The sequence below is a fragment of the Staphylococcus sp. aM genome (assembly GCF_052975125.1).
In genome coordinates, this window is sequence record NZ_CP121447.1 from 404,659 (window position 1) to 430,478 (window position 25,820).

The 25,820-nt window shown below is 33.5% G+C and carries 24 protein-coding genes and 1 riboswitch; of the genes, 12 read left to right on the forward strand and 12 right to left on the reverse strand.

The window, feature by feature from the left end; all coding sequences use genetic code 11:
- Positions 1-158 precede the first annotated feature (158 nt).
- Entirely contained in the window at positions 159-1,031 is an 873-nt protein-coding gene (locus P7F85_RS01830) for a helix-turn-helix transcriptional regulator (RefSeq protein WP_002466959.1), read from the forward strand.
- A 15-nt stretch (positions 1,032-1,046) separates the two neighbouring features.
- Positions 1,047-1,352: a TM2 domain-containing protein gene (locus P7F85_RS01835; RefSeq protein ID WP_046464445.1), complete on the forward strand. Its 306-nt coding sequence runs from the start codon at positions 1,047-1,049 to the stop codon at positions 1,350-1,352.
- Positions 1,353-1,534: 182 nt separating this feature from the next.
- Here P7F85_RS01835 and P7F85_RS01840 read toward each other — a convergent pair whose 3' ends face one another.
- Together P7F85_RS01840 and P7F85_RS01845 are read right to left on the reverse strand one after the other, a co-directional pair.
- Positions 1,535-2,341 (reverse strand): VOC family protein, encoded by an 807-nt coding sequence (locus tag P7F85_RS01840; RefSeq protein ID WP_002466978.1) that lies wholly within the window; start codon positions 2,339-2,341, stop codon positions 1,535-1,537.
- A gap of 140 nt (positions 2,342-2,481) precedes the next feature.
- Positions 2,482-2,787 carry a GNAT family N-acetyltransferase gene (locus P7F85_RS01845; protein WP_323680459.1) on the reverse strand — a complete coding sequence of 102 codons (306 nt, stop codon included), beginning with the start codon at positions 2,785-2,787 and terminating at the stop codon, positions 2,482-2,484.
- 140 nt (positions 2,788-2,927) lie between these two features.
- On the opposite strand from P7F85_RS01845, the gene P7F85_RS01850 reads away from it, so the two are divergent.
- Positions 2,928-3,791, forward strand: coding sequence for a PhzF family phenazine biosynthesis protein (locus P7F85_RS01850; protein ID WP_002466950.1), 864 nt, complete (start codon positions 2,928-2,930; stop codon positions 3,789-3,791).
- A 55-nt stretch (positions 3,792-3,846) separates the two neighbouring features.
- Here P7F85_RS01850 and P7F85_RS01855 read toward each other — a convergent pair whose 3' ends face one another.
- The 3 genes from P7F85_RS01855 to P7F85_RS01865 form a co-directional block, all read right to left on the reverse strand.
- Positions 3,847-4,725, reverse strand: coding sequence for a LysR family transcriptional regulator (locus P7F85_RS01855; RefSeq protein ID WP_019236078.1), 879 nt, complete (start codon positions 4,723-4,725; stop codon positions 3,847-3,849).
- A 263-nt stretch (positions 4,726-4,988) separates the two neighbouring features.
- The gene (gene aldA, locus P7F85_RS01860; RefSeq protein WP_002466973.1) at positions 4,989-6,416 is read right to left on the reverse strand and encodes an aldehyde dehydrogenase; all 1,428 of its coding nucleotides are present in this window, start codon (positions 6,414-6,416) and stop codon (positions 4,989-4,991) included.
- A gap of 94 nt (positions 6,417-6,510) precedes the next feature.
- Positions 6,511-7,560 carry a YkvI family membrane protein gene (locus tag P7F85_RS01865; RefSeq protein ID WP_002466953.1) on the reverse strand — a complete coding sequence of 350 codons (1,050 nt, stop codon included), beginning with the start codon at positions 7,558-7,560 and terminating at the stop codon, positions 6,511-6,513.
- Positions 7,561-7,882: 322 nt separating this feature from the next.
- Between P7F85_RS01865 and P7F85_RS01870 the strand changes: the two genes are divergently transcribed.
- On the forward strand, positions 7,883-9,670 hold the full coding sequence (locus P7F85_RS01870) for a cation:proton antiporter (RefSeq protein ID WP_002466960.1): 1,788 nt from the start codon (positions 7,883-7,885) through the stop codon (positions 9,668-9,670).
- A 101-nt stretch (positions 9,671-9,771) separates the two neighbouring features.
- Here the strand turns inward: P7F85_RS01870 and P7F85_RS01875 are convergent, their stop codons facing one another.
- The 7 genes from P7F85_RS01875 to P7F85_RS01905 all read right to left on the reverse strand — a co-directional run bounded on the left by P7F85_RS01875 (position 9,772) and on the right by P7F85_RS01905 (position 16,409).
- On the reverse strand, positions 9,772-11,736 hold the full coding sequence (locus tag P7F85_RS01875; protein ID WP_002466970.1) for a fructose-1,6-bisphosphatase: 1,965 nt from the start codon (positions 11,734-11,736) through the stop codon (positions 9,772-9,774).
- Positions 11,737-12,034: 298 nt separating this feature from the next.
- Positions 12,035-12,646: a DedA family protein gene (locus P7F85_RS01880; RefSeq protein ID WP_046464444.1), complete on the reverse strand. Its 612-nt coding sequence runs from the start codon at positions 12,644-12,646 to the stop codon at positions 12,035-12,037.
- Positions 12,647-12,759: 113 nt separating this feature from the next.
- A complete protein-coding gene (locus tag P7F85_RS01885; protein WP_447158557.1) occupies positions 12,760-13,758 on the reverse strand; it encodes a HesA/MoeB/ThiF family protein in 999 nt (332 codons plus the stop codon).
- Entirely contained in the window at positions 13,758-14,525 is a 768-nt protein-coding gene (locus P7F85_RS01890; RefSeq protein WP_002466967.1) for a thiazole synthase, read from the reverse strand. The genes P7F85_RS01885 and P7F85_RS01890 overlap by 1 nt, the downstream gene beginning before the upstream one ends.
- Position 14,526: 1 nt before the next feature.
- Positions 14,527-14,727 carry a sulfur carrier protein ThiS gene (thiS, locus tag P7F85_RS01895; RefSeq protein WP_002466949.1) on the reverse strand — a complete coding sequence of 67 codons (201 nt, stop codon included), beginning with the start codon at positions 14,725-14,727 and terminating at the stop codon, positions 14,527-14,529.
- Complete coding sequence (gene thiO / locus P7F85_RS01900; protein WP_046464443.1) at positions 14,711-15,826, reverse strand: glycine oxidase ThiO; 1,116 nt, start codon at positions 15,824-15,826, stop codon at positions 14,711-14,713. The genes thiS and thiO overlap by 17 nt, the downstream gene beginning before the upstream one ends.
- Positions 15,819-16,409 (reverse strand): thiamine phosphate synthase, encoded by a 591-nt coding sequence (locus tag P7F85_RS01905; protein ID WP_002466982.1) that lies wholly within the window; start codon positions 16,407-16,409, stop codon positions 15,819-15,821. The genes thiO and P7F85_RS01905 overlap by 8 nt, the downstream gene beginning before the upstream one ends.
- A gap of 69 nt (positions 16,410-16,478) precedes the next feature.
- Positions 16,479-16,588, reverse strand: a riboswitch (TPP riboswitch).
- 400 nt (positions 16,589-16,988) lie between these two features.
- On the opposite strand from P7F85_RS01905, the gene P7F85_RS01910 reads away from it, so the two are divergent.
- From P7F85_RS01910 to gntK, 8 genes are all read left to right on the forward strand, one after another.
- Positions 16,989-18,263, forward strand: a complete 1,275-nt coding sequence (locus tag P7F85_RS01910; protein WP_002466980.1) for an MFS transporter — start codon at positions 16,989-16,991, stop codon at positions 18,261-18,263.
- Positions 18,264-18,389: 126 nt separating this feature from the next.
- Positions 18,390-18,677 (forward strand): putative quinol monooxygenase, encoded by a 288-nt coding sequence (locus tag P7F85_RS01915; protein WP_002466987.1) that lies wholly within the window; start codon positions 18,390-18,392, stop codon positions 18,675-18,677.
- 201 nt (positions 18,678-18,878) lie between these two features.
- Entirely contained in the window at positions 18,879-20,801 is a 1,923-nt protein-coding gene (locus P7F85_RS01920; protein WP_046464442.1) for an FUSC family protein, read from the forward strand.
- Between the two features lie 121 nt (positions 20,802-20,922).
- Entirely contained in the window at positions 20,923-21,336 is a 414-nt protein-coding gene (locus P7F85_RS01925) for a DUF2188 domain-containing protein (RefSeq protein WP_002466976.1), read from the forward strand.
- A 261-nt stretch (positions 21,337-21,597) separates the two neighbouring features.
- The gene (locus P7F85_RS01930) at positions 21,598-22,296 is read left to right on the forward strand and encodes a GTP pyrophosphokinase (RefSeq protein WP_002466937.1); all 699 of its coding nucleotides are present in this window, start codon (positions 21,598-21,600) and stop codon (positions 22,294-22,296) included.
- Between the two features lie 157 nt (positions 22,297-22,453).
- On the forward strand, positions 22,454-23,326 hold the full coding sequence (locus P7F85_RS01935) for an alpha/beta fold hydrolase (RefSeq protein ID WP_002466958.1): 873 nt from the start codon (positions 22,454-22,456) through the stop codon (positions 23,324-23,326).
- Between the two features lie 228 nt (positions 23,327-23,554).
- Positions 23,555-24,235, forward strand: a complete 681-nt coding sequence (locus P7F85_RS01940; RefSeq protein ID WP_002466930.1) for a GntR family transcriptional regulator — start codon at positions 23,555-23,557, stop codon at positions 24,233-24,235.
- 25 nt (positions 24,236-24,260) lie between these two features.
- Positions 24,261-25,799: a gluconokinase gene (gene gntK, locus P7F85_RS01945; protein WP_002466952.1), complete on the forward strand. Its 1,539-nt coding sequence runs from the start codon at positions 24,261-24,263 to the stop codon at positions 25,797-25,799.
- Positions 25,800-25,820 lie beyond the last annotated feature (21 nt).

Genomic DNA, 25,820 nt, shown 5'->3' on the forward strand with positions numbered 1-25,820 from the left:
ATTTGAAATGATGTAGAGGAATGGTCGCAATACTTTGTTCTTAAAGAATCAAGTATCACGACTTTCCTCTCATTTTTATATCATTTTTTAGAAATAAAGAACAAACAGACAATATGTGTCCATGGCATTTCTTATAATTTTACTAGGAGTTGATTGTTTTGGATAAAGCGACCCGAGTACTCAATTTATTTACTCGATTAATAAATGAAAATGTTGTGCTTACCTCAGATTTAACAGACTTAACAGATGTGAGTTCAAAATCCATTCAAAGAGATATAAATACGATCAATTTATTTTTTTATGAAAGTGATTTTTGGAGATTTCAACAAACAAAAGTGATTTATAATCGACGTCTTAATGGATATCAGTTAATTAATGACGCATATAATCAAAAAAGCTTACGACTCATAAGTTTATTGATTAAGATTAAAAGTTTAACACCAACACTACACAAGGAAATTTTTAACTTATTCGAGAGGGAAATTAATAGCCAAAATGTAGAAAATCAGAAAGTGTTGAAGTCAGTGTTAAATCATTTTAATTTAAGGGAAGAATCATTGCCAGGATATCAATTAATGACTTTACAAAGGGCGATTACACAACAACGCAATGTTAGATTTCAAATCGAGGGTCAAAACGACAAAATTGTAATCAAACCTTTATCTCTAATGTACATGCATTATGACTATTGGTTAACGTACGAATATAAGAAGGAAGTATCAACAATTTCTGTACGTTCGATAAGCGATATCAATGTATTAGAATCACATTTTAATCATGTTCATACGAAGACACCTATTACATTTGAAATTAATAAACAAATTTGGGAACAATTTAAGCAACAATTTTCAATTCAAAACATGATTGAAGAACGTGAAGATACATTAATCGTAGAAGTGAATTGTACCGATTTAGATGCATTTTACATATCCTATCAATTAGCTCCGCTAGCAAGAATGTTAGGACCACAACAATTAATCGATCAATTTGTGAATCGTTTAGAAGTAATTAAAAGGCAATATACTAATTAATGGGAGATTACATTTATGAATTTAGAAGAAAAAAATTATATCGAGAATCAAGTGACCAATCGGTCTAAGCAAATGAGTGTAGCGTATATTTTATGGTTTTTCTTAGGTGGATTAGGGGGACATCGTTTTTATCTAGGTAAGACTGGCTCAGCAGTAGGATTATTAATTTTAACATTAACGACAGCATGGTTTACATTTGGTATTCCAACCATTATCTGGCTCATTATTGATGCTTGTCTTATTCCGGGGATGATTGAGGAAAATAAGGAAAAGGTTAGACGACATGCGACAGAAGAAGTATCAATGATGAATCACAATTAAAATCACAACTATAATCCATACCAAGACCAATATGCACAACAAGGTCAATTTAATCAAGCGCAACCGCAAAACGGACAACAGCACTTTAATCAAGGGGCAAATGAAGAAGTAACAGAACAACAATTTAATCAAAATCAATAAAGCATAACAAAAAAGGTAGGACAAAGTGTCCTACCTTTTTATTATGCTTGAGGTACTTTAGTTTGATCTGAGTGCAAGTGTACAGTCAAGCCCTCTGGTGAAGTTAAAGTCTCTTCAGTTTGATTTGGTTTATAAATATCAAAGCCAGTTAAACCGTAACTATTTTCATTATCTTCGCGTTTTTTACTTGATTGCCAAGTGTTAGTTGCTAAATGATGATGATATTGATTTGTAGACATAAACAAAGCTTGAGGTAATTTAGATACATGTTGGAAACCAATTTGGTTAATATAAAAATCTTTAGCTTCTTCAATATTATGTGTTTTTAAGTGAAGATGACCAATTTTAGCATTATCAGGCGCACCGTCCCAACCATCTTCAGTTCTTTCTAATAATAATTTAGGACCGTCAACTTCAAGTGTATCCATTTTAACGAAGCCATCATTCCAAGTCCAACCGTCACTTGGGCGGTCGCTATATACTTCAATACCATTACCTTCTGGGTCATTGAAATAAAAGGCTTGGCTCACTAGATGATCACCAGCACCGATGCGCATACCTTTATTTGCTACGAAGTATAAGAAATTTGCTAAATCTGTATCTGTTGGTAATAAATAAGCAATATGGAATAAACCAGCTTCTGAAGCGGCAGGTTGTCTACCATCTTTAAGTACATTCATCGTAAGTGTATGGCCACTGTTGCCAATACCTAGAATTGCTTTATCTTCTGTTTGTGATAATACTGTAAATCCAAGAATATTTGTATAGTAAGTGATCATTGTATCTAAGTCTTTAACGTTTAAATTGATATTTGTAATTTGTGTTGCAGTAGTGTCATGAAATGCCATTTTAAATCCCCGCTTTTCTCTTTTGTAATATATTTATTATAACAGGTATAAAAAGTATATTCAAGTAAAACTTTCAAAAAAAGATGTGGAATAATGTAAATGGTGCTATTATCCCACATCTATTTGAGTATTCTTTAAAATTAACCTAAATATACATCTTGTACTTGCTCATCTTTTTCAAGAACTGCTTTAGCAAATGGGCAAGATGCAATGATTTTTAAATTATTTTCACGTGCGTAATCTACAACTTTATATACTAATTTTTTACCTAAGCCTTGACCACCAAGTTCATCGGCAACACCAGTATGATCAATATCAATTTCGTTATTATCTACAGATTTAAAAGTAATAACTGCTTGTGCATTGTTTTCATCTTCACCAACATAAAATCGTTGATTGCCTTGTTTAATTTCTTCAGCCATGAGGCATCGCTCCTTTTTGAATATATAGTATATATTTATCACTAAATGGAAAAGATAAACATATTACAATACGGTTTAGGACATAAAGCACAATTGTTGATCATTTACATCATTAAATAAAATTGCTAATCTAAATTTAATTAAATGACTAAGGTGGGGATGTTATGACACAGTTAAAATATATGCAAGTGGATGTATTTGCGAATGAATTTTATAAAGGAAATCCTGTAGCAGTTGTATTTGGAGCGGATCATTTAACGGATCAACAAATGAAAGATATTGCACGATGGACGAATTTATCTGAAACGACATTTGTGTGTCAGCCAGACAATGAATTGGCAGATTATCGTTTGCGTATTTTTACGCCTAATAATGAACTACCATTTGCAGGACATCCCACAGTAGGGGCATCATTTGCGGTATTACAAAATGGTACGATACCTAAAAATGAGCATTATTTAATCCAAGAGAGTGGCGTTGGTTTAGTGAAAATAGATATAGATCAAGATAAAACATTCTTTAGTCTTCCTGAACCAAAAGTTTCCCAAATAGAAGTGAAACAATTAGACGGTATTATTAAAAGTTTAGACCTTACAAAACAAGATATTGAAAGAGCTGCAAAAGTGAATATCGGTGCTGAATGGTTAACTTTTCAGTTGAAAGATGCACAAAGTGTAAGGGATTTACAGCCTAATTTTGAATTAATGAGTAAGTTTATTTACCCTGGTACGACAGGTGTTACAGTTTTTGGTTCATATGACTCTGAAGACGACGTTCAATTTGAAGTTCGTTCTTTTGCACCTAATGAAGGAGTGAATGAAGATCCAGTATGTGGCAGTGGGAATGGTTGTGTCGCAGTGATGGTTGAACGATATGATTTAGTAAAAGACGATGAATATACCAATACTCAAGGTTGTTGTATCGTTAGAAATGGAAAAATTAATGTAAAACAAGAACAACCATTAAAAATAGGGGGACACTCGAATATAATTATAGAAGGTTATATCACTGTAAAAGAAGATAAATAATAAAAGGGTGAATTGAAACAGGCATGAAACAGTTTGTTTGAATTCACCCTTTTTATTATATTTTAAAGTAGCTTTCATGTTTGATTAAATAGTTTTCAATAAACTTGAAAAAGGCTTCGTTTGCCGGATTGAGGGTCGTATCTTTTAAAGTTGAAAGATAAATAGGTTGATTGAAAATAAACTCTTCATCTTCGATATAAGGCAAGTTGAGGTCTCTACATGATGAAATAGGTAGAAAGGAAAAGTTATTTCGTTTTGATAATACTGAGGATATGAAGTGGTCATCTACATAATTTTCATTATCAACGGTTATATGTTTATAAGATAAGATTTCTTTAAACATACGATTAAATTCTGTATTTTGAGAAGAAAATAAAAATGATTTATACAAATTAGAATCTCGTAAATCAATGTATTGACCATCTAAATATTTAGGATATGTGAGTACAATATCTTCAGTAATAATTTGTTTACAATGAATTTGAGGATGTGTCAGCGCCATAGTATTTAATGTAAAGTGAATGTGTTGAAATAATAATTTTTGAATCATTTCACTGTTACTAATAATATCAATGTTAAAGTTATTATCTGGATATTGATCGATAAATTGGTCAAATATAGTCATCATAAAACGACTACTAGATGTTGCAAAACGAACGGTATGTAGACGCATTGATTCATTCTCATTAATGACATCAGTGACTTGGCTTAATTCATTAAAAATAGTATGTGCCGACTCAAGTAGAAGTTGACCACTTTCTGTTAATTGAATGCTACGTCCTTTTTTAATAAATAATTGCGTATTTAATTCATTTTCTAATTTTTTAATGGTCATACTAAGTGCTGGTTGGCTAATGTATAACTTTTGTGCTGCTACAGTATAGTTTAAATATTCGGCAACATAAGTAAAATATTTTAAATGTAATAACTCCATGTAGGACCTCCTTTTAGATGGATTGAAAATGTTAAGATTCGTTTTAAATAAGCCTCTCTCAATATATTATTTGAGAGAGACAGGTAATTGATTTATAGATCATTTGTTTGATTTATTTGTTGTGATAATTAATATAATTTCATTATACCTTTATTTTAAATCTTATTACAGGTATTAGACCTATGCAAATTGCAAAGGATAAAGTTATGTAAATGTATATTAAGCAATAAAAAAAGAGCACATATTGATGTGCTCATGAACTATTATTGATATCTAATATAAGACACTGTCGTGTTGTAATATTCCTCGAAACCATGAATACCATCGGCACCACCAAGGCCAGATTCTCTCCAACCGGCATGATAGCCATTCACGACTTCTTCTGCTTCACAATTGGCATATACTTCACCAAATTTGAGTCGTTCCGTAGCTGTCATGACTTCTGACAAATCATTAGAAAAGATATATGAAGATAGTCCTGCATTAGTGTCATTAGCATCATCAATGACTTGCTCAAAGTTTTGATAAGTTGTGATAGCTAAAACAGGTCCGAATATTTCTTCTTTAAAGACAGCGTCTGTTTGTTTAACATGATCAAGTACTGTTGGTGCATAGAAGTAACCAGGACGATCTAGTATATGACCACCTAATACAAGTTCAGCACCATTTTGTACTGCTGCTTGTACTTTATCATCAATACTATTTAATTGGGTTTTATTGATAATCGCACCGAAGTCAGTTTTATCGTCTAATGGATCTCCGACTGTAAGAGATTTCATTTTTTCTGTGACTTTATCTACAAATGTATCATGGATATCTTCATGCACAAAAATGCGTTCCGGGCATGTACATACTTGACCTGCATTTTTAATACGTGCAGTGACAATATAATCTACGGCTTTATCTATATTAGCATTAGGTGTAACAATCACTGGTGCATTGCCACCAAGTTCTAAATTGACTTTTTTAACTGTACTTGCTGCATTTTCGAATACTGCTTTACCAGCACGCATACTACCAGTTAATGAAATAAGTTGGATATCTTTATGTTGTGCTAATTGCGTACCTACTGTTTCGCCTGTGCCTGGTACAATTTGAACGAGTCCTGCAGGAATGGTAGATGCCTTGAATAGTTGAGCTAGACGTAATGTGAGTAACGTTGTTTCTTCGCTTGGTTTAATAACTACAGAACAGCCTGTTACGATAGCAGGAATCACCTTACGTAATAATACTAAAATAGGTGCATTCCAAGGTACAATGCCAGCTGTGACACCAATAGGCTTTTTAGTGAGTTGAATTGTTTCATTCTCTACACTATTTTGTAATACTTCTCCCTTATTACTCATACTTAAACTAGTCATATAATCAATAAATTGTATGGATTTATCGATTTCGCCTTGAGCTTCAGCTAATGTTTTACCCTGTTCTTTAACGTATAATTGAGCTAGTTCATCTTTATTTTGTTCAAATAGAGGAATAAGCAATTTAACATGTTCGGCACGGGTAGGTTGTGGGATTTTTTCCCATTCTAATTGTGCTTGTTTCGATTTTTCGATAGCTTGATTGACTTCATCCTTTGTCGCGAATGTGATAGTATCTATCTTTTCTCCAGTAGCTGGATTAATCACATCCATAGTTTCATTCGAGTTACTTTCAATAAATTCGTTATTAATAAATAATTGATTCGTCATCTCAAACACCTCCATAATTTATATTCCCTAAACTAACGATGATTAAATATAAAAAAGGTCGGCATGGAAATATGCCAACCTGTCATTTCTGAATTTAATGTTTTTTAAATCCTTTATAAAATATAGGAACCAATAGAATAAAACCAAATAATCCCATGATAGGGAAGACTTTACCAATAAGTGAAATGAAACCTACAAAGGTACATATGAAAGTCACGATAGCCATCGAAATAATCAATATAAAGTATCTCTTTGAAAAAGGCGTACTAAATCGAGCAGCAAAAGCATACATAAGACCAACAACGGTATTGTATATCACTAAAATCATGATAACTGACATGATAAGGCCAATCGAAGGTGAAATATTTTTAGCTAATAATAAAGAAGGGAGTGCGACATCCTTAATTTGATCAAATTCTGTAACTAAACCTAAATTAATCATTAATAGTAAAAATGTAATGATTAAACCGCCTATTAAACCACCGTACGTGGCAGATTGACGATATTTTAATCTGCCCCCCATCACTGAGAAGAAACTAAATGCAGCAGCTATTTGTAAGCTAGCATAATTGATACCATCAAACCACCAACCTGGTGACATGGATGGATGATGATGTGCATAATGATTAGCTGCTTCAAAGTTAAGGTGTCCTGATGCAAAGTAATAAATTGCAATCATTGTCACGACTGCAACGAGAAATGGTGTGACACCACCTAGGACTGCAATTAAGCGATCAAATTTTAAAAATAATGTTAATAGTATTAATATGACAAGTAACAGTGAACTTAGCCAATAGGGCAGTCCAAAGCTTTCATGTATCGTGGACGCACCGCCTGCTGTCATAATAATCGCTAAAGAAAATAAAAAAACGGTTAATATTAAGTCAAATACTTTAGCAATTGTTGGATGTAGGTAGTAATGGACGGATTCAGAATGATTACCTGATTGTAACCGATATCCTGTTTTTAAGACTAAAATACCGCCAACTGTGATGATAGCGCCTGTGATGGCAATACCACCAAGACTATATATGCCATGACTCGTAAAGAATTGAAAGATTTCCTGACCAGTCGCAAATCCTGCACCTACGACGACGCCTACAAATGCAAACGCCACGATGATGGATTCTTTAAAAATATTCATTGTCGTTCTTATCCCTTCATGTCGAAATTGATTTTATTATAATTTTAAATTTTTTTATCATGAAAATGCGTATCTTTTTATTTTAGACGAATTAACATAAAAAATAAACACCTCAGTACATCTTATATGGACGATTGTATGAACATGGTGTACTAATATTGTGACAAAGATTATAAAACTAAAGCGAAGCGGTAGCAAAGATAAATGATAAACTATAGAATTTTAAATAAGGGTAATGCATTCGTACAAATACTTTGATAGTATTATCAAATATTGAATTTTTGAAAGTGAAGTAAGTGTAATAATTGAAGAAGGTGTAGTTATGATTTTTGATTTACCTTTAATGTTAATGATTGTTGTATTTTTAGCGTTAGGTATTTTTAGTCAATGGTTAGCCAATAAAATTAAATGGCCATCGATTGTCGTGATGGCTATAGTAGGACTATTAGTAGGTCCAGTGCTAGGCATTGCAAATCCGAAAGAAGCGATGGGATCAGATGTCTTTAGTCCTATCGTATCGCTCGCTGTAGCGATTATTTTATTTGAAGGAAGTAGTAACTTAGACTTTAGGGAACTTAGAGGCATCTCTAAAGCGGTTATTAGAATGGTTACAGTAGGAGCAGCAATTGCATGGGTTCTAGGTGCAGTTGCCTTACATTACATCTTAGACTTCCCACTATCAGTATCTTTAGTAATGGGTGGTTTATTTTTAATTACAGGTCCAACTGTCATTCAACCACTATTAAAACAAGCTAAAGTGAAGAAGAATGTTGATTCGATATTACGGTGGGAGAGTATTATTTTAGATCCGATAGGGCCAATGTTGGCATTAACTGTCTTTTATGTGTTCCAAATTATCGATGATGGTATTAGTTTTTTAGTGATTGTACAATTCTTCTTGAAAATTGTATGTGTCATTGTTATTGGATTTGGCGCATCTTTCCTATTCAATTGGTTAATAAAACATGATTTAATTCCACAAAGTTTAATGCCACCGATTCAACTCGTATTTATTTTATTAATTTTTAGTATTTGTGATGAAATCTTAGCGGAATCTGGATTACTTTCAGTCACTATTTTTGGACTGATGATGGCTCGAAATAAACGTCATGACTTAATGTTTAAAGAATCAGATCATTTCATTGAGAATGCATCAACTATACTAGTATCAACTGTATTTATTCTTATTACATCATCCTTAACGAAAGATGTTTTATTAAATGTACTTTCATGGCAACTTGTGGTGTTTAGTATTGTGATGATTTTACTTGTAAGACCGATATCCGTCATTGTCTCTACATTTAGAACCGAAATATCAAAACGGGAGCGTGCAAGTGTAGCGTTAATGGCACCAAGAGGGATTGTTGTTTTAACAGTAGCACAATTCTTCTCAAGTTTATTCATGGATGATGGCGTTAAAATGGCGCAATATATCACGCCAGTAACATTTGGACTCGTATTTATTACCGTTGTGATTTATGGATTTAGCTTTACACCATTAAGTAAATTATTAGGTGTTGCCAGTAATGAACCACCTGGTGTGATTATCGTTGGAGAAAGTGAATTTTCATTCCACATAGGTAGTATGCTTAAAGAACATGGTATCCCAGTTATGATATTTAACTTATTTGAGAATACATCTGACAAAGCCCATCAAGAGGGATTTGAAGTCTTTAAAGGCAACTTATTATCCAGTAATGATCGAATTTATTCAGATTTGTTGAGATATAACAAATGTATCTTAATGACTAAATCTTTTATTTTTAATAGTTTAGCATTCAATGAGCTTGTACCAGAGTTTGGTTTGAATAACGTTGATATGATGCCTGTGTCATTCAATGATGAACAAGCCCGCAATAATATGAATGGTCCAATTCGAAACCATATATTATTTGATGAGAACCATACACCAAGATGGTTTGACCAATATATAACACAACATAATATAATTGAAGTGCCAGCAGAAAGATATGATGAAATTACGCATAAAGATATGTTGATTTATTATATTAGTGATAGTAAAAAAGTGACATTTAAACGCAGTCAACGCACATTACCAAAAGAAGATCACGGTGTTTATGGTATCTTGAAAAATGTATATGATAAATAAAAATGCTAATTTATGATTAGGATTATCTCGAATATCAACAACACCCCCTCACTAGAACTCGTAGTAAGGGGGGTGTTTATGTGTAATCATTTGTGTTGTTTTTATTTTAAATAGCGGTCATGCATTAATATTTTGAGAATATCTATTTGTGATTGTAACTCCTGACCAACATTCGTATCTTTGATTTTTTTACGTGTGAGTTCTTCATCTACAACACGTTTGACTGATAATTCATCAGTACCATCTGATAGTACTTTTTCTTTTGTATTGAATTCTTGGTGCGCTACCAATTGCATACCAAAGGAATTATATAATAATGTATAGCCTGCTATGCCAGTGGTTGATTGATATGCTTTTGAAAAACCACCGTCAATAACTAACATTTTACCATCCGCCTTGATTGGGTCTTCACCATCAATTTCTTTTACTGGCGTATGTCCATTAATGATACGGCCTTCGTCTGGATTCAAACCAAAGTCACTTAACATTTTACGAATCATATCTACATCTTCACGAAGATAGTAGTATGGATTTTTTACTTCTTTGTGAGATGCTTTATCTTCAATAAAGTAACGTTCAAATGTTGTCATAGCTCGTTTACCAAATAATGAAGAATATTTACCCGTCCATAGATACCACACTAAATCTGTTGATAAATCATCAGTGACTTCTTTGTCATCGAAAGCTTTTCTTACATGATATTCAAAGACATCTAATAGCTCACGTCCACTATGCATTTCCCCGTCAATTTCAAATGATTCCATTTCACCATTTTCATCTACAGGGATACAACCATGTATAAGTAAATTGCCATTGTATGGTAAATATAATTTACCTTCTCGCATTAAGAATGACATGTGACGACGTAATTTCTCAGATTGTTGGAATGATAATAGTAATTTGTCGATGACTTCTTGTTCTTCTTCCAGTAAGACTTCAGGATGTTGGCGATCAATCGTTTGGAAACATGTATCTTTCAATGGATACGTTTTACCGTAAACAGTGATTTCATTGTTGTCAAAATCGATTTTTTCTAGCACCAAACGTTCTTCCATTTCAAATGACGGGCGACGTTTAATGATTGGCATTTCAAGTTTGAATTGGATCATCGCAATGGCTTGATGGATCTTAGTAATTTGATGTTCTTCACGTTGTGTCAAACTTGCTTCTTTATCTGGACGCTTCTTAGGTTTGAAAGCAGGGTTATCGCCACTATAATATTTCTCAGCTAAAGTGAGTAACGGTCTTAAGTTGATGCCATATGCATCTTCAATAATATCTAAGTTGTCGTAACGCGCACAGATTCTAAGTAAATTAGCAAGGCATACTTTAGAGCCAGCATAAGCACCAATCCATAGCACATCATGGTTTCCCCATTGAATATCTACAGAGTGATAATTGATTAATGTATCCATGATTTTATCGGGTTTAGGACCACGATCATAAATATCACCAACAACATGTAAATGATCGACAACGAGGCGTTGTACTGTGTAAGAGAGACCAATGATTAAATCGTCTGATTGTTCTAACTCGATGACTTGATTGACTAATGTTTCATAATACGTCTTTTTATTTTGATATTCATTATTTTTATAAAGTAATTCTTCAATAATATAGACGAATTGTTCTGGTAAAGCTTTGCGAAGTTTAGAACGTGTATATTTAGAAGAACAATATTTGATTAATTCAACTAAACGTTCGATGGTTGTAATATACCAAACGTTAAGTTGCCCTTTGGCATTGAATTGGTTTTTAACAAGTTTTAGTTTATCTTCTGGATAGTAGACAAGGGCGGCTAAATCATTAATTTCTTTTTCGCTAAGTGTTTCGCCAAATATATCATTAATTTTAGCTCTTACATTACCAGAGCCATTTCTTAAAACGTGTTGGAATGATTCGTATTCACCGTGTAAATCACTTACAAAGTGTTCAGTACCTTTTGGAAGTTCTAGGATTGACTCTAAATTAATGATTTCAGTTGCTAACTTTTCAGCACTATCAAATCGTTGAGATAGTAAGTCTAAGTATTTTTTCTTTAGTTCATTTTCAGTAATATGTGTCATGTCTTGTCACTCCTATTTTTTAATTCCGTTCAAAGCCAGTTATTGCAATTATTAATGCGCTTACATTTGATTATCAATAAAAATTTAACAATTTTCAATAGCAAAGCATTAATTGAAAAGATATTTTTAAATTTAGAAATATCGTTATCATTTCAAACAATGAGAAATAGCAATAACACTCATTTCTAATAGATGTGATTAAACTTGTAAAAAATAAGCTTTGTGAATTAGAAGGAGGAGAACACAAAAAAGCCAACAAAGTGAGTGCACAATGTTGGCTTGGGATAGCTTTAATTCATTAATTTACGCGTTTACGTTTGACAAAGTATCTGATGACGAAGTAAATAACGGCAATGATGATAATGACATACATAATTCTAGAATACGTATGGATACCATTCATTAAGGCGCCAAAGCTATCACTTAAAAGACGACCTAGTAAAATTAATGCGAAGTTCCAAATTGTTGTACCAAGAAGTGAAAGTGATGTGAACTTCACAATATTCATACGGTTAATACCTGCAGGGATAGTAATTAATACACGTAATACCGGTATGAAGCGGCAAAGTAAGACTGCCCATGCACCGTAGCGTTTAAACCAGTCATTAGCACGTTTTAAATCGCTACTTTTTAATTTCATCCATTTACCATGACGATCGACAAAACGATATAGCTTTTCTTCTGAAATAAGACGGCAAATATAATATAGAATTAATAATCCGATAAATGACGCAATCGTCGCAATGATTAATAATGTCCAAATGGATAAATGAGATTTAACTGACAGTAAACCTGCAAAGGTTAAAATAATTTCGGAAGGGACTACAGGTAATACATTCTCTAACAAGATGAGAATGAAGATAGCCGTGTATCCCCACTGACTAATAAAATTCGTAATAATTTGTTCCATTTATATGAATAGACTCCTTTATGCGTTGAAGCATATTACTTAAGTAATATAGTTTGGTAAAACCATTATAATAAAAATAATAAGTAAATGCTTGTAAAAGGGGGGTCAGTTTATCATTTTATTGCTTTTAAGAGTTGATGATAAAGTGCATGAACATCTGTCTCTTCTGTAATACCGTGTACATTCATACCGCCATCTTTGAATAGTGTGAATGCCAAATCCTTGTGTTGGATTAATTTAGCAAATGGTGTGGATTTAATCATATGTCCTGGGAAATCTGATGCATAATCGAAACTGTGGGCAGGCAATCTAAATCTGACTGTATCTCCACACAATGGTTCGATTGTATGATTCTGTTTATCATTTAATACGTCATATTTTTGAAAATGACATACTGGACATTGATCATCCTTTAATTGACGTATATTTAATGATTGATGTTGAATGTTAAATGCATCTAATGTGATTAATTGTTGGGAAAACCCATATCCACTAATATAACGTATAGCTTCAGCCACTTCGTAACTCGCTACAATCGAAACGATAGGTGGCAAGACGCCATTGATAGCACAACTTTCACCAGTTTGAGGAATTTGCTGTAATAAACATTTAAGGCATGGTCCAGTAAAATCAATACCATAAACGGTGCCTTTGCTACCGACAGCTGCACCATAAATCCAAGGAATATTTAATTTATGACATACTTCATTAATCAAATAACGTATTTTAAAATGGTCCATACCATCTAAAATAATGTCTGGATGAAAGTCTTTAATGATGTCTTCGATATTTGTAGATAACAACTCTTGATAATAGGTCTTTAAATGTACTTGTTGATTAATAGTATGGACTTTCTGTTTAAGTGCCTCAACTTTAGATGTCATAAGTTGTGCATCTTGCTCATCATACAAAGTTTGTCGATGTAAATTGGATAATTCTACAATATCCATATCAACGATGGCTAAATGATGGGCGCCCATGCGTGCTAATTGGTCTATTATATGACTGCCTAATGCACCAGCACCAAGTACCATGATTTTTGTTTGTTCTAATTGAGCCTGTCCTGTTTCGCCAAAAGGTTGAAAGCGTGTTTGTCTTTCATAACGTGACATTATAAGAAGCCTAAGCCTTCTGTAGGACTTGATGCTTGTGCTGTATATTTTACGGGAATACGACCAGCTTCATATGACAATCTTCCGGCTTGAATACCTAACTTCATTGCTTCGGCCATTTTGACAGGATCTTTAGCTGCAGAGATAGCAGTATTTAATAATATTGCATCAGCACCCAATTCCATTGCTTGACAGGCATCTTTAGGAGAACCAATACCGGCATCTACAATGACAGGGACGTTAGCATTTTGAATAATATAACTTAAATTAAGTGGATTATTAATACCCCTACCTGTACCAATAGGTGATGCTAATGGCATTACCGCATGGACACCTAGGGCTTCTAACTTTTTAGCTAATACAAGATCATTAGAGATATAAGGACAGACGATATACCCTTTTTCTAATAGCACTTTACAAGCTTCATACGTTTCAAACGGGTCAGGTAATAAGGTTTCATCATCACCAATGACTTCAACTTTAATCATGTCGCATACACCAGCGTGATTTGCAATTTCTGCGATACGGATGGCTTCATCAGCAGTTTTAGCACCTGCAGTGTTAGGAAATGTAATGAAATCTTTTAAGTTCACATTAGCTAGTGGGTTTGGAAGATTTTTATCATATAAATTCATACGTCTTACTGCAAATGTTAATACGTTTGTTTCAGCTGCTTTAATTGCTTCGGATTGAGTTTGTTCATCCTCGAATTTACCAGTACCTAATAATAAACGAGATTTCAATTCTAATTGACCTATTTTTAACATTTTATCCGCCTCCTACAAATTCTAATAATTCTAAACGATCATCTTCTCTGACTATTTGATTGTCAAAATCATCTTGCTTAATTAAAGATTGGTTATGCTCAACTACGACACGTTGTGGGTCTAATTCTAATGATTCTAATATGCTTGTAATCGAATCTTCTTGTTCAAAGGTAAATAAATCTCCGTTAATGATGCACTTCATTTTGCTCACTCCTTGATAAACTAAATGCTGAATAGCTTACTGGTTTAATTCCGTATAATAGCCAGTTGGCAATATCTTGACCGATCTTAGGCGATAACAGTATACCGTTACGATAATGACCAGTGATGATAAACAAGCCGTCATCGATTTGATCCATGATAGGTAATTCATGTTCTGTGTAAGGTCTTATGCCTGACCATTGTTTTAGAATATGGCCATTCGATAGTCCAGGTATACGTTGTTGAGCATGATTGAGTAGCCATGAAATACCTAGGTCACTATTACCGACACTGTAATTATTGAATTCACTTGTCGCTCCAATTAAGTAGCGATGTTTTTCCTTTGGAACGATATAGCAACCATTCGTCATGAACACAGTATGATTTAATTTAAGTGAAGGTTGTTCAACTAATAATACCTCACCTTTAACACCAATCACTTGTCTTGGTATAGCGTAATCTTTTAATAGCTGAGTAGACCAAGCACCACCTGCCACAATTACTTTTTTAGCGTAGATATTAGCATTATTTGTTGTAACTGTGTAAAAACCATTATTGTGATGAATGTGTTTTACTTCTGTTTGATAATAACGATGAACATCGCGCTGAATTATTGATTGTAATAAAGCTTTAGTATAGTGATTGGCATTGATTTGACCGTCCTTTGGAATATATATGGCTAAGTCAGTTGGTTCGACATGACCATTTGACAGGTTAAATAGTTCATCATCTGAGAGTAACTCAACGCTTGGGTCTTTTGATTTAAGAAAGGCATATTGTTGAGTTAACCACTTTACGTCTTTGGTTGATGATGCCATTTTAATTAATCCAGACTGTTGAAATTCAATATCAATACCAGTTTCATGATAGAGGGCATCACTTAATTCTGGGAATAATGACCTAGACGCTACTGCTAATTGAAATAATTCACTATCAGTTGTGAACTCATTTTGAGCGCCTAACATGCCACCGGCTTTATAAGAGGCATGCATACCTGGTATATCTCGGTCTACAATAGCAATATCTAAATGTGATTGATTAAGTTGTCGAGCTATCGACATACCTATCACACCAGAACCGATAATAAGAACATCATGCATGAGCGTGCCACTTCCTTTTTAAAGAGTTAATTTCGCTAACGGTAGAGGTCATGAAAAATGAAATTGAACATAGACCATCAAATGCTGTAGGTAATTGAGAAATGGTGGACGGGGAAATTCCGCCTATAGCATAAATAGGAATATCAATCTCGAGTACGTCATGAATCTCTTGAATTGTTCGTGGATGTTCATCTGGGTGCGACGATGTAGGGAATATGTGACCGAAAAAGACATAATCTAATTGCCACTCATGACATTGCTTAACCATTTCAATATTATGCGTTGACATACCGACAACTAACTCAGGATGTTGTTGTTTGATTAAAAATGCTTCTTCGTCATTTTCTTTAAAATGAATACATTGTAAATTTAAAGCTTTAAGTAATTTAAAATGACTATGAATGATTATTTTATCTTTGGGAAATCCAGCTTCAATGAGCTGTACAATAAAACCTTGTAACTCAAAAGCAGACATAGGTGTTCTAAAGAGTAAGCCATCAATGGCCGGCTCTATAGTCAAAAAATGCCTTAAATCTTGCTGTGACAATTCTTTATAAAAAGTTATCGCAATAAATATATACATCACCTCAACAAAAAACGCTATTTCCACATAGTAGGGAAATAGCGTTAAATTGCTAATGAGTACTTTAAATTCATAGCTATGCCACTTCCCTACGCCAGTACAAACTGGATCAGGTTCTAGGAATTATAAAGTCACATCTTTACTCTCAGCCTTAAACAAAGGCACTTCCAGTGGGTTTATTATTAAATTGTATGAATGGAATAGCGCTTTCAATTTACATACAGTTTACTATTTTTTATTGACGGTATCAAACATGACAACTATCTTTATTTAGCTTTTTTTGGAATAAAGGCAAGAAAGAAACAACCAATTTAGACGAAAACGCAAATGAACATGAATAGCTTATTTAAATATTGAAAATTAAATGTAAGTATTGTTAATTTTTATTGAATAAATTGTGAATATTTTCTAAATTTTATATTGTAACCGTTTCCATTTCGTGCTATTATAATAAAAATTGTAGTGCTACAAGAAATGAAAAGATGTGTGATTAGAAGTTAAACAGTCATCATTAGGAATTTCTGAAACTTAACGACAACACATAGAAACAACATATCATTATGGGAAGTAGGAAAAGAAATGAATAAAAAAAGAAGTAACGTTCGTTGGTTTTTTGCGATTGCATTCTTTCTTATTGGTGTTATAGCTTATATGGATAGATCTAATATTTCATATATTGCTGTACCAATGATGGAAGACTTACATTTAACAAAAACACAATTTGGTTTATTAGCGTCATTTTTCTCATTAGGTTACGCTTTAATGCAAGTACCGTCAGGGATGTTAGCAGAGAAATTTGGACCACGTAAAATGATTACAATAGCTTTAGTATGGTGGAGTGCTTTTACAATTCTCACAGGTATGATTAAGCATCATGGTTTATTATATTTTGTTAGATTTTTATTTGGTGTGGGAGAGGCGCCTATGTATCCATCTAATGCAGTGTTCAATTCATTTTGGTTTGCTAAAAATGAAAAAGGAAGAGCATCAAGTGCGTTATTAGCAGGTTCATATTTCGGCCCTGTGTTAGCACCGATTGTAACCATCGCGATTGTTAACGCATTTAATTGGCAAGCAGTCTTTTATATTTTTGGTGCGGTTGGTATTGTGATGGCAGTTCTATGGGCAATTATCGCTAAAGACTTGCCGGAACAACATAAAATGGTCAATGAAGCTGAAAAGCAATTTATTACTGTGCATAGAGACATTGTTGAAACTGATAAATCACTACCACCTTGGAAACGTTTTTTAACTCACTTTAGTTTTTATGCGATTGCGATTCAGTACTTTGTAGTACAATTTGTCATTACATTATTCTTAATTTGGTTACCAACATATTTAACAGAACAATACCATGTTGATTTCAAAGATATGTCAATTAGTTCATTACCATGGTTATTAATGTTCTTCTTGATTTTATCTGGTGGTGCTATTTCAGATAAGATTTTAAATACTGGTAAATCTCGTTTCGTCGCACGTGGCGTCATTGCGATTTTAGGATTTGTCGTCTTCTCAATATCAATCTTTTTTGCAGTACATACTGAAAACTTATATGTCACTATATTCTGGTTATCTCTTGGCTTAGGTGGCGTTGGTATGTCTATGGGTATGAGTTGGGCCGCAGCGACAGACTTAGGTCGTAACTTCTCTGGAACAGTATCTGGTTGGATGAACTTATGGGGGAATATTGGTGCCTTAACGAGTCCATTCTTAGCTGGTGCCTTTGTTGAACAACTTGGTTGGAGTATGACGTTCCAATTATTAATTATTCCAGCAGTATTAGCGATTATCATGTGGTTCTTTGTTAAACCTGATCAACCATTAGTGATAGATGAACATCAATCAGTTAAATAATTTGTAAATATCAAATACGAGCAATAAATGAGGATAGACAGGTCGTTAAGATCATGCTTCAAACTCATTTATTGCTTTTTTAATTTTACTAGGTGCATAATTATATTATAGAAAGGTGTGATTCGAATGATGATAATCAATGCTAAAATTAAAATATCAGAAGAAAAACGTGATGAATATTTAAAACTTATGAAACATTTAGTTTCTGAATCAAGAAAAGAAGAGGGCGTACTATTCTATAGCCATTATGAAGATGTGCAAGATAGAAATACGTTTATCGTAGTGGAGAACTACGTAGATGAAGCGGCTATTAAATCACATAATGAGTCTGAACATTTACAAATGTTCAAAAATGAAATTGGTAACTTTGTCGTAGAAGCACCAGTGATTGAAGTGGCTCAACAAGTCAAATAAATATTTATATCGGTATAAAGGGAATTAGTCATCAAACAAAAAGAAAAGTGTTATAATAGTTTTTGTGTTTTGATGAATTGCAAGCAATACATCCGATAAATTGACGCTATAGAGAGCGGGATAAAGCTGATTTCAAAAGTGAAATGAGAACCATTCCGTTCTCTTATTTATGTTCAAATAAAAAAGAAAGGAGAGCATATTTTGAAGAGTTTCTTAAAGACAGTATTTTATTTTAATCGATCTAAGATTGATATGTTCAAAGGTATCAGACAAGGCTTGCTTATGATAATACCTGCATTATTAGGTTATTACTTCGGCTTTTTCTCATTTGGTTTACTTATTGCCACTGGTACTTTGGCACATATTTATGTTTTTAAAGGTTCACCACAATCTATGATTAGAACGGTGGTGCTTTGTTCGTTAGCTTTCGCAGTTTGTATGATGTTAGGGACATTGACAGCTGCACAACCGCTCATCTTTGGTATTTTACTTCTAGTTGTAACGGTGGTGTCATTTTATATATTCACAGATTTAAAAATTGCGGGTCCATCATCAACTTTCTTTATAGTGACATTTTGTTTACCAATGAACTTACCAATTGCACCTGATCAAGCATTAGTGAGAGGACTTGGTATTCTTATTGGTGGTGCATTTGCGACACTAGTTGTACTTATCACTATCTATATGAAGAAAGAAAAAACAGAGGATAGTGCCATTAATTCTGACTTCAAAGTGATTCAAGATTTAATGAAAAATTATAATGATCCAGAATCATTTAAGAAAGTGGCAACATCTGCAGTGTCTTCTTTTAAAGCATCAGATAAATTATTGATCACATCATCATCTAGTAATGGTAAATTAAGTACGAGATTCCAAAAATTACTATTAATACATACGTCAGCACAAGGTATTTACTCAGAATTACTTGAATTAAATGAAAAGGGTGTGCGTCCATTACCAAATGAACTGCTTGAAATGCTAGACTTTATCATTGATAAAATAAGTCATCCATCTTCAAATGGTAAAACATGGAGAAAAGAAGTAGATGTGAGCCCAGAATTCGAAAACTTAATTAGTCATATATTAAAAATTGACGAAATTGCTCATGCAAACTCTGAACATCTTGAACATGAGGCAAACATTCGAAAACCATTATACAGTAAACGTATTTTACAAAACTTAACATTAGATTCGCTCGTATTTAGAAATACATTACGATATACAGTCATTATTGCAGTAGCAATCTTTGTTGCTTTATTCTTTGGATTTGATAAAGCTTATTGGATTCCACTTTCCGCACATACATTATTATTAGGTACATCAACGATTCACACATTAGAACGAGGAATGGCCAGAAGCTTAGGTACGTTACTCGGTGTAGTGGTACTTTCAGGAATTTTAGCATTTACAGTACCAGCCCCATTAGCAGTTGTATTAATGGGCTTCGGTGCGATGATGACAGAAGCATTTGTTGGTGTTAACTATACTTTTGCAGTTATCTTTATTACGATACAAGTTATCTTATTAAATGGATTGGCATCACAGAATTTATCCATCTCAATTGCTTTCCCACGTATTGTCGATGTGGCCATGGGGGTTGCCATTGCATTACTCGGTTTATTTATACTAGGACAACGTACAGCGTCTGCGTTATTGCCTAACACTATTGCAGATGTTGTTAGACAAGAAGCGAAATTTTTCCATTATTTATTCTCCAACAATGAATACAAAAATGAAGAACAAGAAAAACATTTAAGTCTAAGCTTGTCAGTAAGATTAAACAATATGACGCAAATGTACAACGCAGCAAATGGTGAATTATTTAGTAATAAGTCAGTTATTCAATATTACTATCCAAGTATATTTGCCTTAGAAGAAATTAGTTTTATGTTGAGTAGAGCTTTAAACGATAAAAATCGAACTAGAATTGACGATCAACAAATGGGTGAATACTTAGCTATCTTTGAAAATATTGCTAAGCACTTTGAACTCCACTCTCATTTAGAAGTTAAAGACTTAACAGATTTACCGCAATATAATTATATTAAGTCAGGTTTAATGAAGATTCAGAATAATAGTCAAAAAGAACGTAAAGATGCAAGTGAAACACTAGCATTTGCTTAAGTTTGCGAATGATTAGGCAGTCTGAGGGTTGTCTAACTTCAGAGTCCGGTCATGGTGATTGAATAGTTGAAAAGAGTGGTAAAGAAAAGTATCACACTCATTAACTAGGAGATGAAATGCAATGCCTTGGACTATGGAAGATTATCCTCAAAGCCTAAAGAATTTAGACAAATTAGAACGAAAAAAAGCAATTGATATTGCTAATGCTATGCTAAAAGATGGTTATAAGGAGTCAGATGTGATTCCAATAGCAACACAACAAGCTGAAAAATGGTATAAACAAGCATCTGAAGAAGAACTAGAAGAACTCAAAAATAAACACATCACACAGCATCTACAAGATAAGTCAGCGCAACCAGAATTAAATGAAAAGCCAGTTCATATATATTTCGAAGATAATGAATGGAAAGTGAAAACAGAAGATGCAAAACAAGCATCTGATACATTCACATATAAAAAAGATGCTATAAAGCGTGCCAAACATATTGCAGACAATAAAGACACTAAAGTAGTTGAACATCAAAAAGATGAATAGAATGACTAGAGGTTGAGACATAACGTTTTTGTGCTCTGGGAAACCGATTAACGGCGTCCTAAAAGCAGGATTATCGGCAGAAACTCTCACGATTCGACAAAATTTGGAAAACAATTTTGCTCATCGTTCGGTTCTGCTCAAATCCTAAACGCTTTTGTCCCGACCTCTTATTGTTTACGACTAAAGTAGGTAATGCAATTATTTCTTATTCTCATTGAACTTCGATATAATGAAGGGGATAAAAGAGATGGAGGAAATCATATGTATGTAGAGAGAAAACCATCATTATACCTTGAAGACTTGAGATACGAATTTAAAAATAGTTTAAGTGCTATTCAAAATGGTGATGAGGCATTTGATATTTTAGTAGGATTTGTTGAACTCGATCATATTTATTCATCCGCACTTAAAGAAATAAGTACTAAGTTAAGCATTTTAGATGATAATTTCAATCATAGATATAAACATAATCCCATACACCATATGGAACGACGTGTTAAAGAGATGGGGAGTTTAGTTAAGAAGCTTAAACGGAAAGGTTTAGACATTAGTGCACAAAGTGCTAGAGATCATATTATGGATATCGCTGGTATTAGAGTGATATGTAATTATATGGATGATATTTATGTTATTGAAGAGATGTTATTAAAACAGGAAGACGTCAAATTAATTAAACGCAAAGATTATATTGAACATCCTAAAGAAAATGGTTATCGCAGCTTACATATTGTGGTATCGATTCCAGTATTCTTAGCAGATTCTGTAGAAATTATTCCAGTAGAAATTCAAATTAGAACCATTGGTATGGATATGTGGGCGAGTCTAGAACATAAAATCCGTTATAAAAATAATGCAGATACTGAAAAATATAAAGGTTTATTAGAACAATGTGCTACAGAGATTACCGATGTAGAAAGTAAGATGCAACAGATTCATACTGAAATATCTAAGGATGATTAACGTCACCCTTAAAGAAAGATGAATAAGGTAGTAGGTCGCCAATTTACTAAAGCATGACGACTTACTACTTATTTTTATGTAAAAAGGATTTTAATTAAAGTAATATGATAAAATATTTAATATATATAATATGATTTTTGAGAATTAGAGGGTTAAGATGAATAAGCAAAATTTTAAAACACAACTATACCAATTAAATAATTATGAAAATGAACAAAGTGAAGTGATATATGCAGGTAATCCCAATTCTAAAGAGGCCATTGTCTTTATTCATGGTGCATTACTTACGTATAAGATTATGACCATGTTTGAACCATACATGAGAGAATACAAACTGATATTTATCAACTGTCCTAGTAGAGGTAAGAGTTCTGAAATTGAAAGGGATAATCACACATTAGATGACTATTCAGAACGTGTTTATGATGTATTAAGTCAGATTGTGAGCGAGCAACAATTGTCAGAAATAAAAGTAGTTGGTTATTCTATGGGAGGTATGATTGCTACACGTTTATTGAAATTTAATACACTGCCCATTTCTCATTTGATTTACCTAAACAGTGCTGCAAAAATCACACCAGATGGTAGTATGTTAGCACGCTTATTTACGTCAGATAGTAAGCGAGATATTTTAAAGGATGAAATTAATGCAGTGAAAAATTTACCACAATACATACTCGATAAAACCATTTTTGCGCAAAAAGAAAATGCGATTGAACTATTTCAATTCGTCGCACCAATCAAGACAATTATCACAGATATTTTGTATACGATTAATGCTGATTACCTACCAGATATTGAAGAAATAGAAACATTTCCGAAGATACTATTCATGTCTGGTAAAGAGGATCAAATTATTCCATATACAGATTCATTAGCTACGTTAGAACAATTCAAAGCTTATGGTGGCACAACAAAAGAAATCGTATATGAAGGAATAGGGCATCTTGATTTTCCAAGTGTATTAGAAACAAAGTCAGAACAAGAATTAGGTGTTGTAGATCATATCAAACAATGGATTCAAGAATAATTACGTATGTTATTTGTAAAATGTATTCCAAATTGTCACAAAATTAATTATTGTATTGAAACACCTGCTCAATCTTCATAATTTCGTAAGGATTTTAAAGCTTCGATGACTAAAATAATCGAGGCTTTTTATTATTTTAGTTAAAGTAAGCGTTTGCAAAAATGTGCATCATGTTTTAATATACTTGTATACAAGTATAGAACGACGAATGAAAGTGCGGTGTGAGCTATGACATATGGCTATCCAGAACAATGGAAACGACATTTAACTACAGGTGAGGCGATAGCTGCAGAAATTAGATTAGGCATTATTAAAGGTGATATTCAAGCAGAAACACTACTGACTGAAAATCAAATTGCTAAACAATTCAATGTGAGTCGCTCTCCTGTTAGAGATGCATTCAAGCTATTACAAACAGATCAACTTATTCATTTAGAACGAATGGGGGCGCAAGTCTTACGTTTTGGTGAACAAGAAAAAAGAGAACTTTATGACTTACGCTTAATGTTAGAGTCTTTTGCCTTTTCTAGATTGAGATCACAAGATACACAACCGATAGCTAAAGAAATGAAAAAGCAACTCGAAATGATGAAAGTAGCAGTACAATTTGAAGATGCTGAATCGTTTACGAAACATGATTTTGAATTTCATGAAGCCATGATTTTAGCTTCAGACCACCAATACCTCAGAACATTTTGGAATCATTTGAAACCTGTGATGGAGTCACTAATTCTCCTATCGATGAGACGCAGAATGTTAGAAGATCCTAATGATTTTGAACGTATACATCGAAATCACAATGTCTTTGTAGATGCAGTTGAAAATAAAAATGCTGAAACGTTAAGACAAGCCTTTCATTTAAACTTTGATGATGTAGGTAAAGATATAGAAGGATTTTGGTTACGCTAATTTTTTAGAAAGGAAGGGATAAGATATGAAATATATGATTGGTGTCGATATTGGTACCACAAGCACCAAATCAGTACTTTATGATGAAAATGGACAATTCATTATGAAGCATAACATTGGGTACGAATTGCATACACCTAATGTCGATGTGTCTGAAGAGAATCCAGATGAATTATTTGATGCAGTATTGATGACCGTCAAATATGTCATCAGAGAAGCCAATATCGCTAAAGAAGATATTAAATTAATCTCATTTAGTGCCCAAATGCATAGTTTAGTTGCGATGGATGAACAACATCATCGCTTAACAGAGAATATTACTTGGGCTGATAATCGAGCAAGTAAATATGCAGACCAAATTAATCAACAACATGATGGTTTTAATATTTATAGAAGAACAGGTACACCCATTCATCCAATGTCACCATTATCGAAGATATTTTGGATGAAACATGAGCAACCAGATATTTTCAATCATACTGCCATGTTTGCTGATATTAAGACATATATTTTATATCAACTATATGAGACATATGTTATCGACCACTCCATGGCTTCAGCTACAGGTATGTTCAATCTGGAACAACTTGATTGGGATGACGACGTATTAAATTTATTAGGTATCACACGTCAGCAGCTACCAGAATTAGTGCCCACAACACATATTTTAAAAGGAATGAAAAAGCGCTACGCCACATTAATGGGTGTCGATGAGAATACGCCTGTAGTAATTGGCGCGAGTGATGGTGTGTTATCTAATCTGGGCGTGAACAGTTACCGAAAAGGTGAAGTTGCCGTTACTATTGGGACATCTGGTGCTATTAGAACCGTCATTGATAAACCAAGAACGGATGATAAAGGTCGAATTTTCTGTTATGTCCTAACAGATGAACATTACGTAATTGGTGGACCAGTTAATAATGGTGGCGTCATCTTAAGATGGCTTCGAGATGAGATATTAGCAAGTGAAGTCGAAACAGCCAAACGCTTAGGTGTTGATCCTTATGACGTATTAACTCAAATCGCCAGTCGTGTTAAACCAGGCGCAGATGGCTTAATCTTCCATCCTTATCTTGCTGGAGAACGTGCACCATTATGGAATGCCGATGCACGTGGGTCATTCTTCGGCTTAACACTATCTCATAAGAAAGAACATATGATACGTGCTGCCTTAGAAGGCGTTTTATACAATCTATACACAGTTTATCTAGCTTTAATAGAAGTGATGAATGAAACACCAAGTACAATCAAAGCGACAGGTGGATTTGCTAAAAGTGAAATTTGGCGCCAAATGATGGCAGATATCTTTGACACGCATTTAAGTGTGCCAGAAAGTTACGAAAGTTCATGCTTAGGTGCATGCGTGTTAGGTATGAAAGCACTTGGTGAAATTGATGACTTCTCAGTAATTGAACAAATGGTAGGTACGACAAATGAACATCAACCTGATTCAGAAACAGTCGATATTTATCAACAACTTGTAAGTATCTTTATCAATATTAGTCGCTCTTTAACCGACACGTATAGTGAGATTGCCGCATTTCAACGACAGCATATGAATTGATTTTAAGCAGTGCCAGACAAA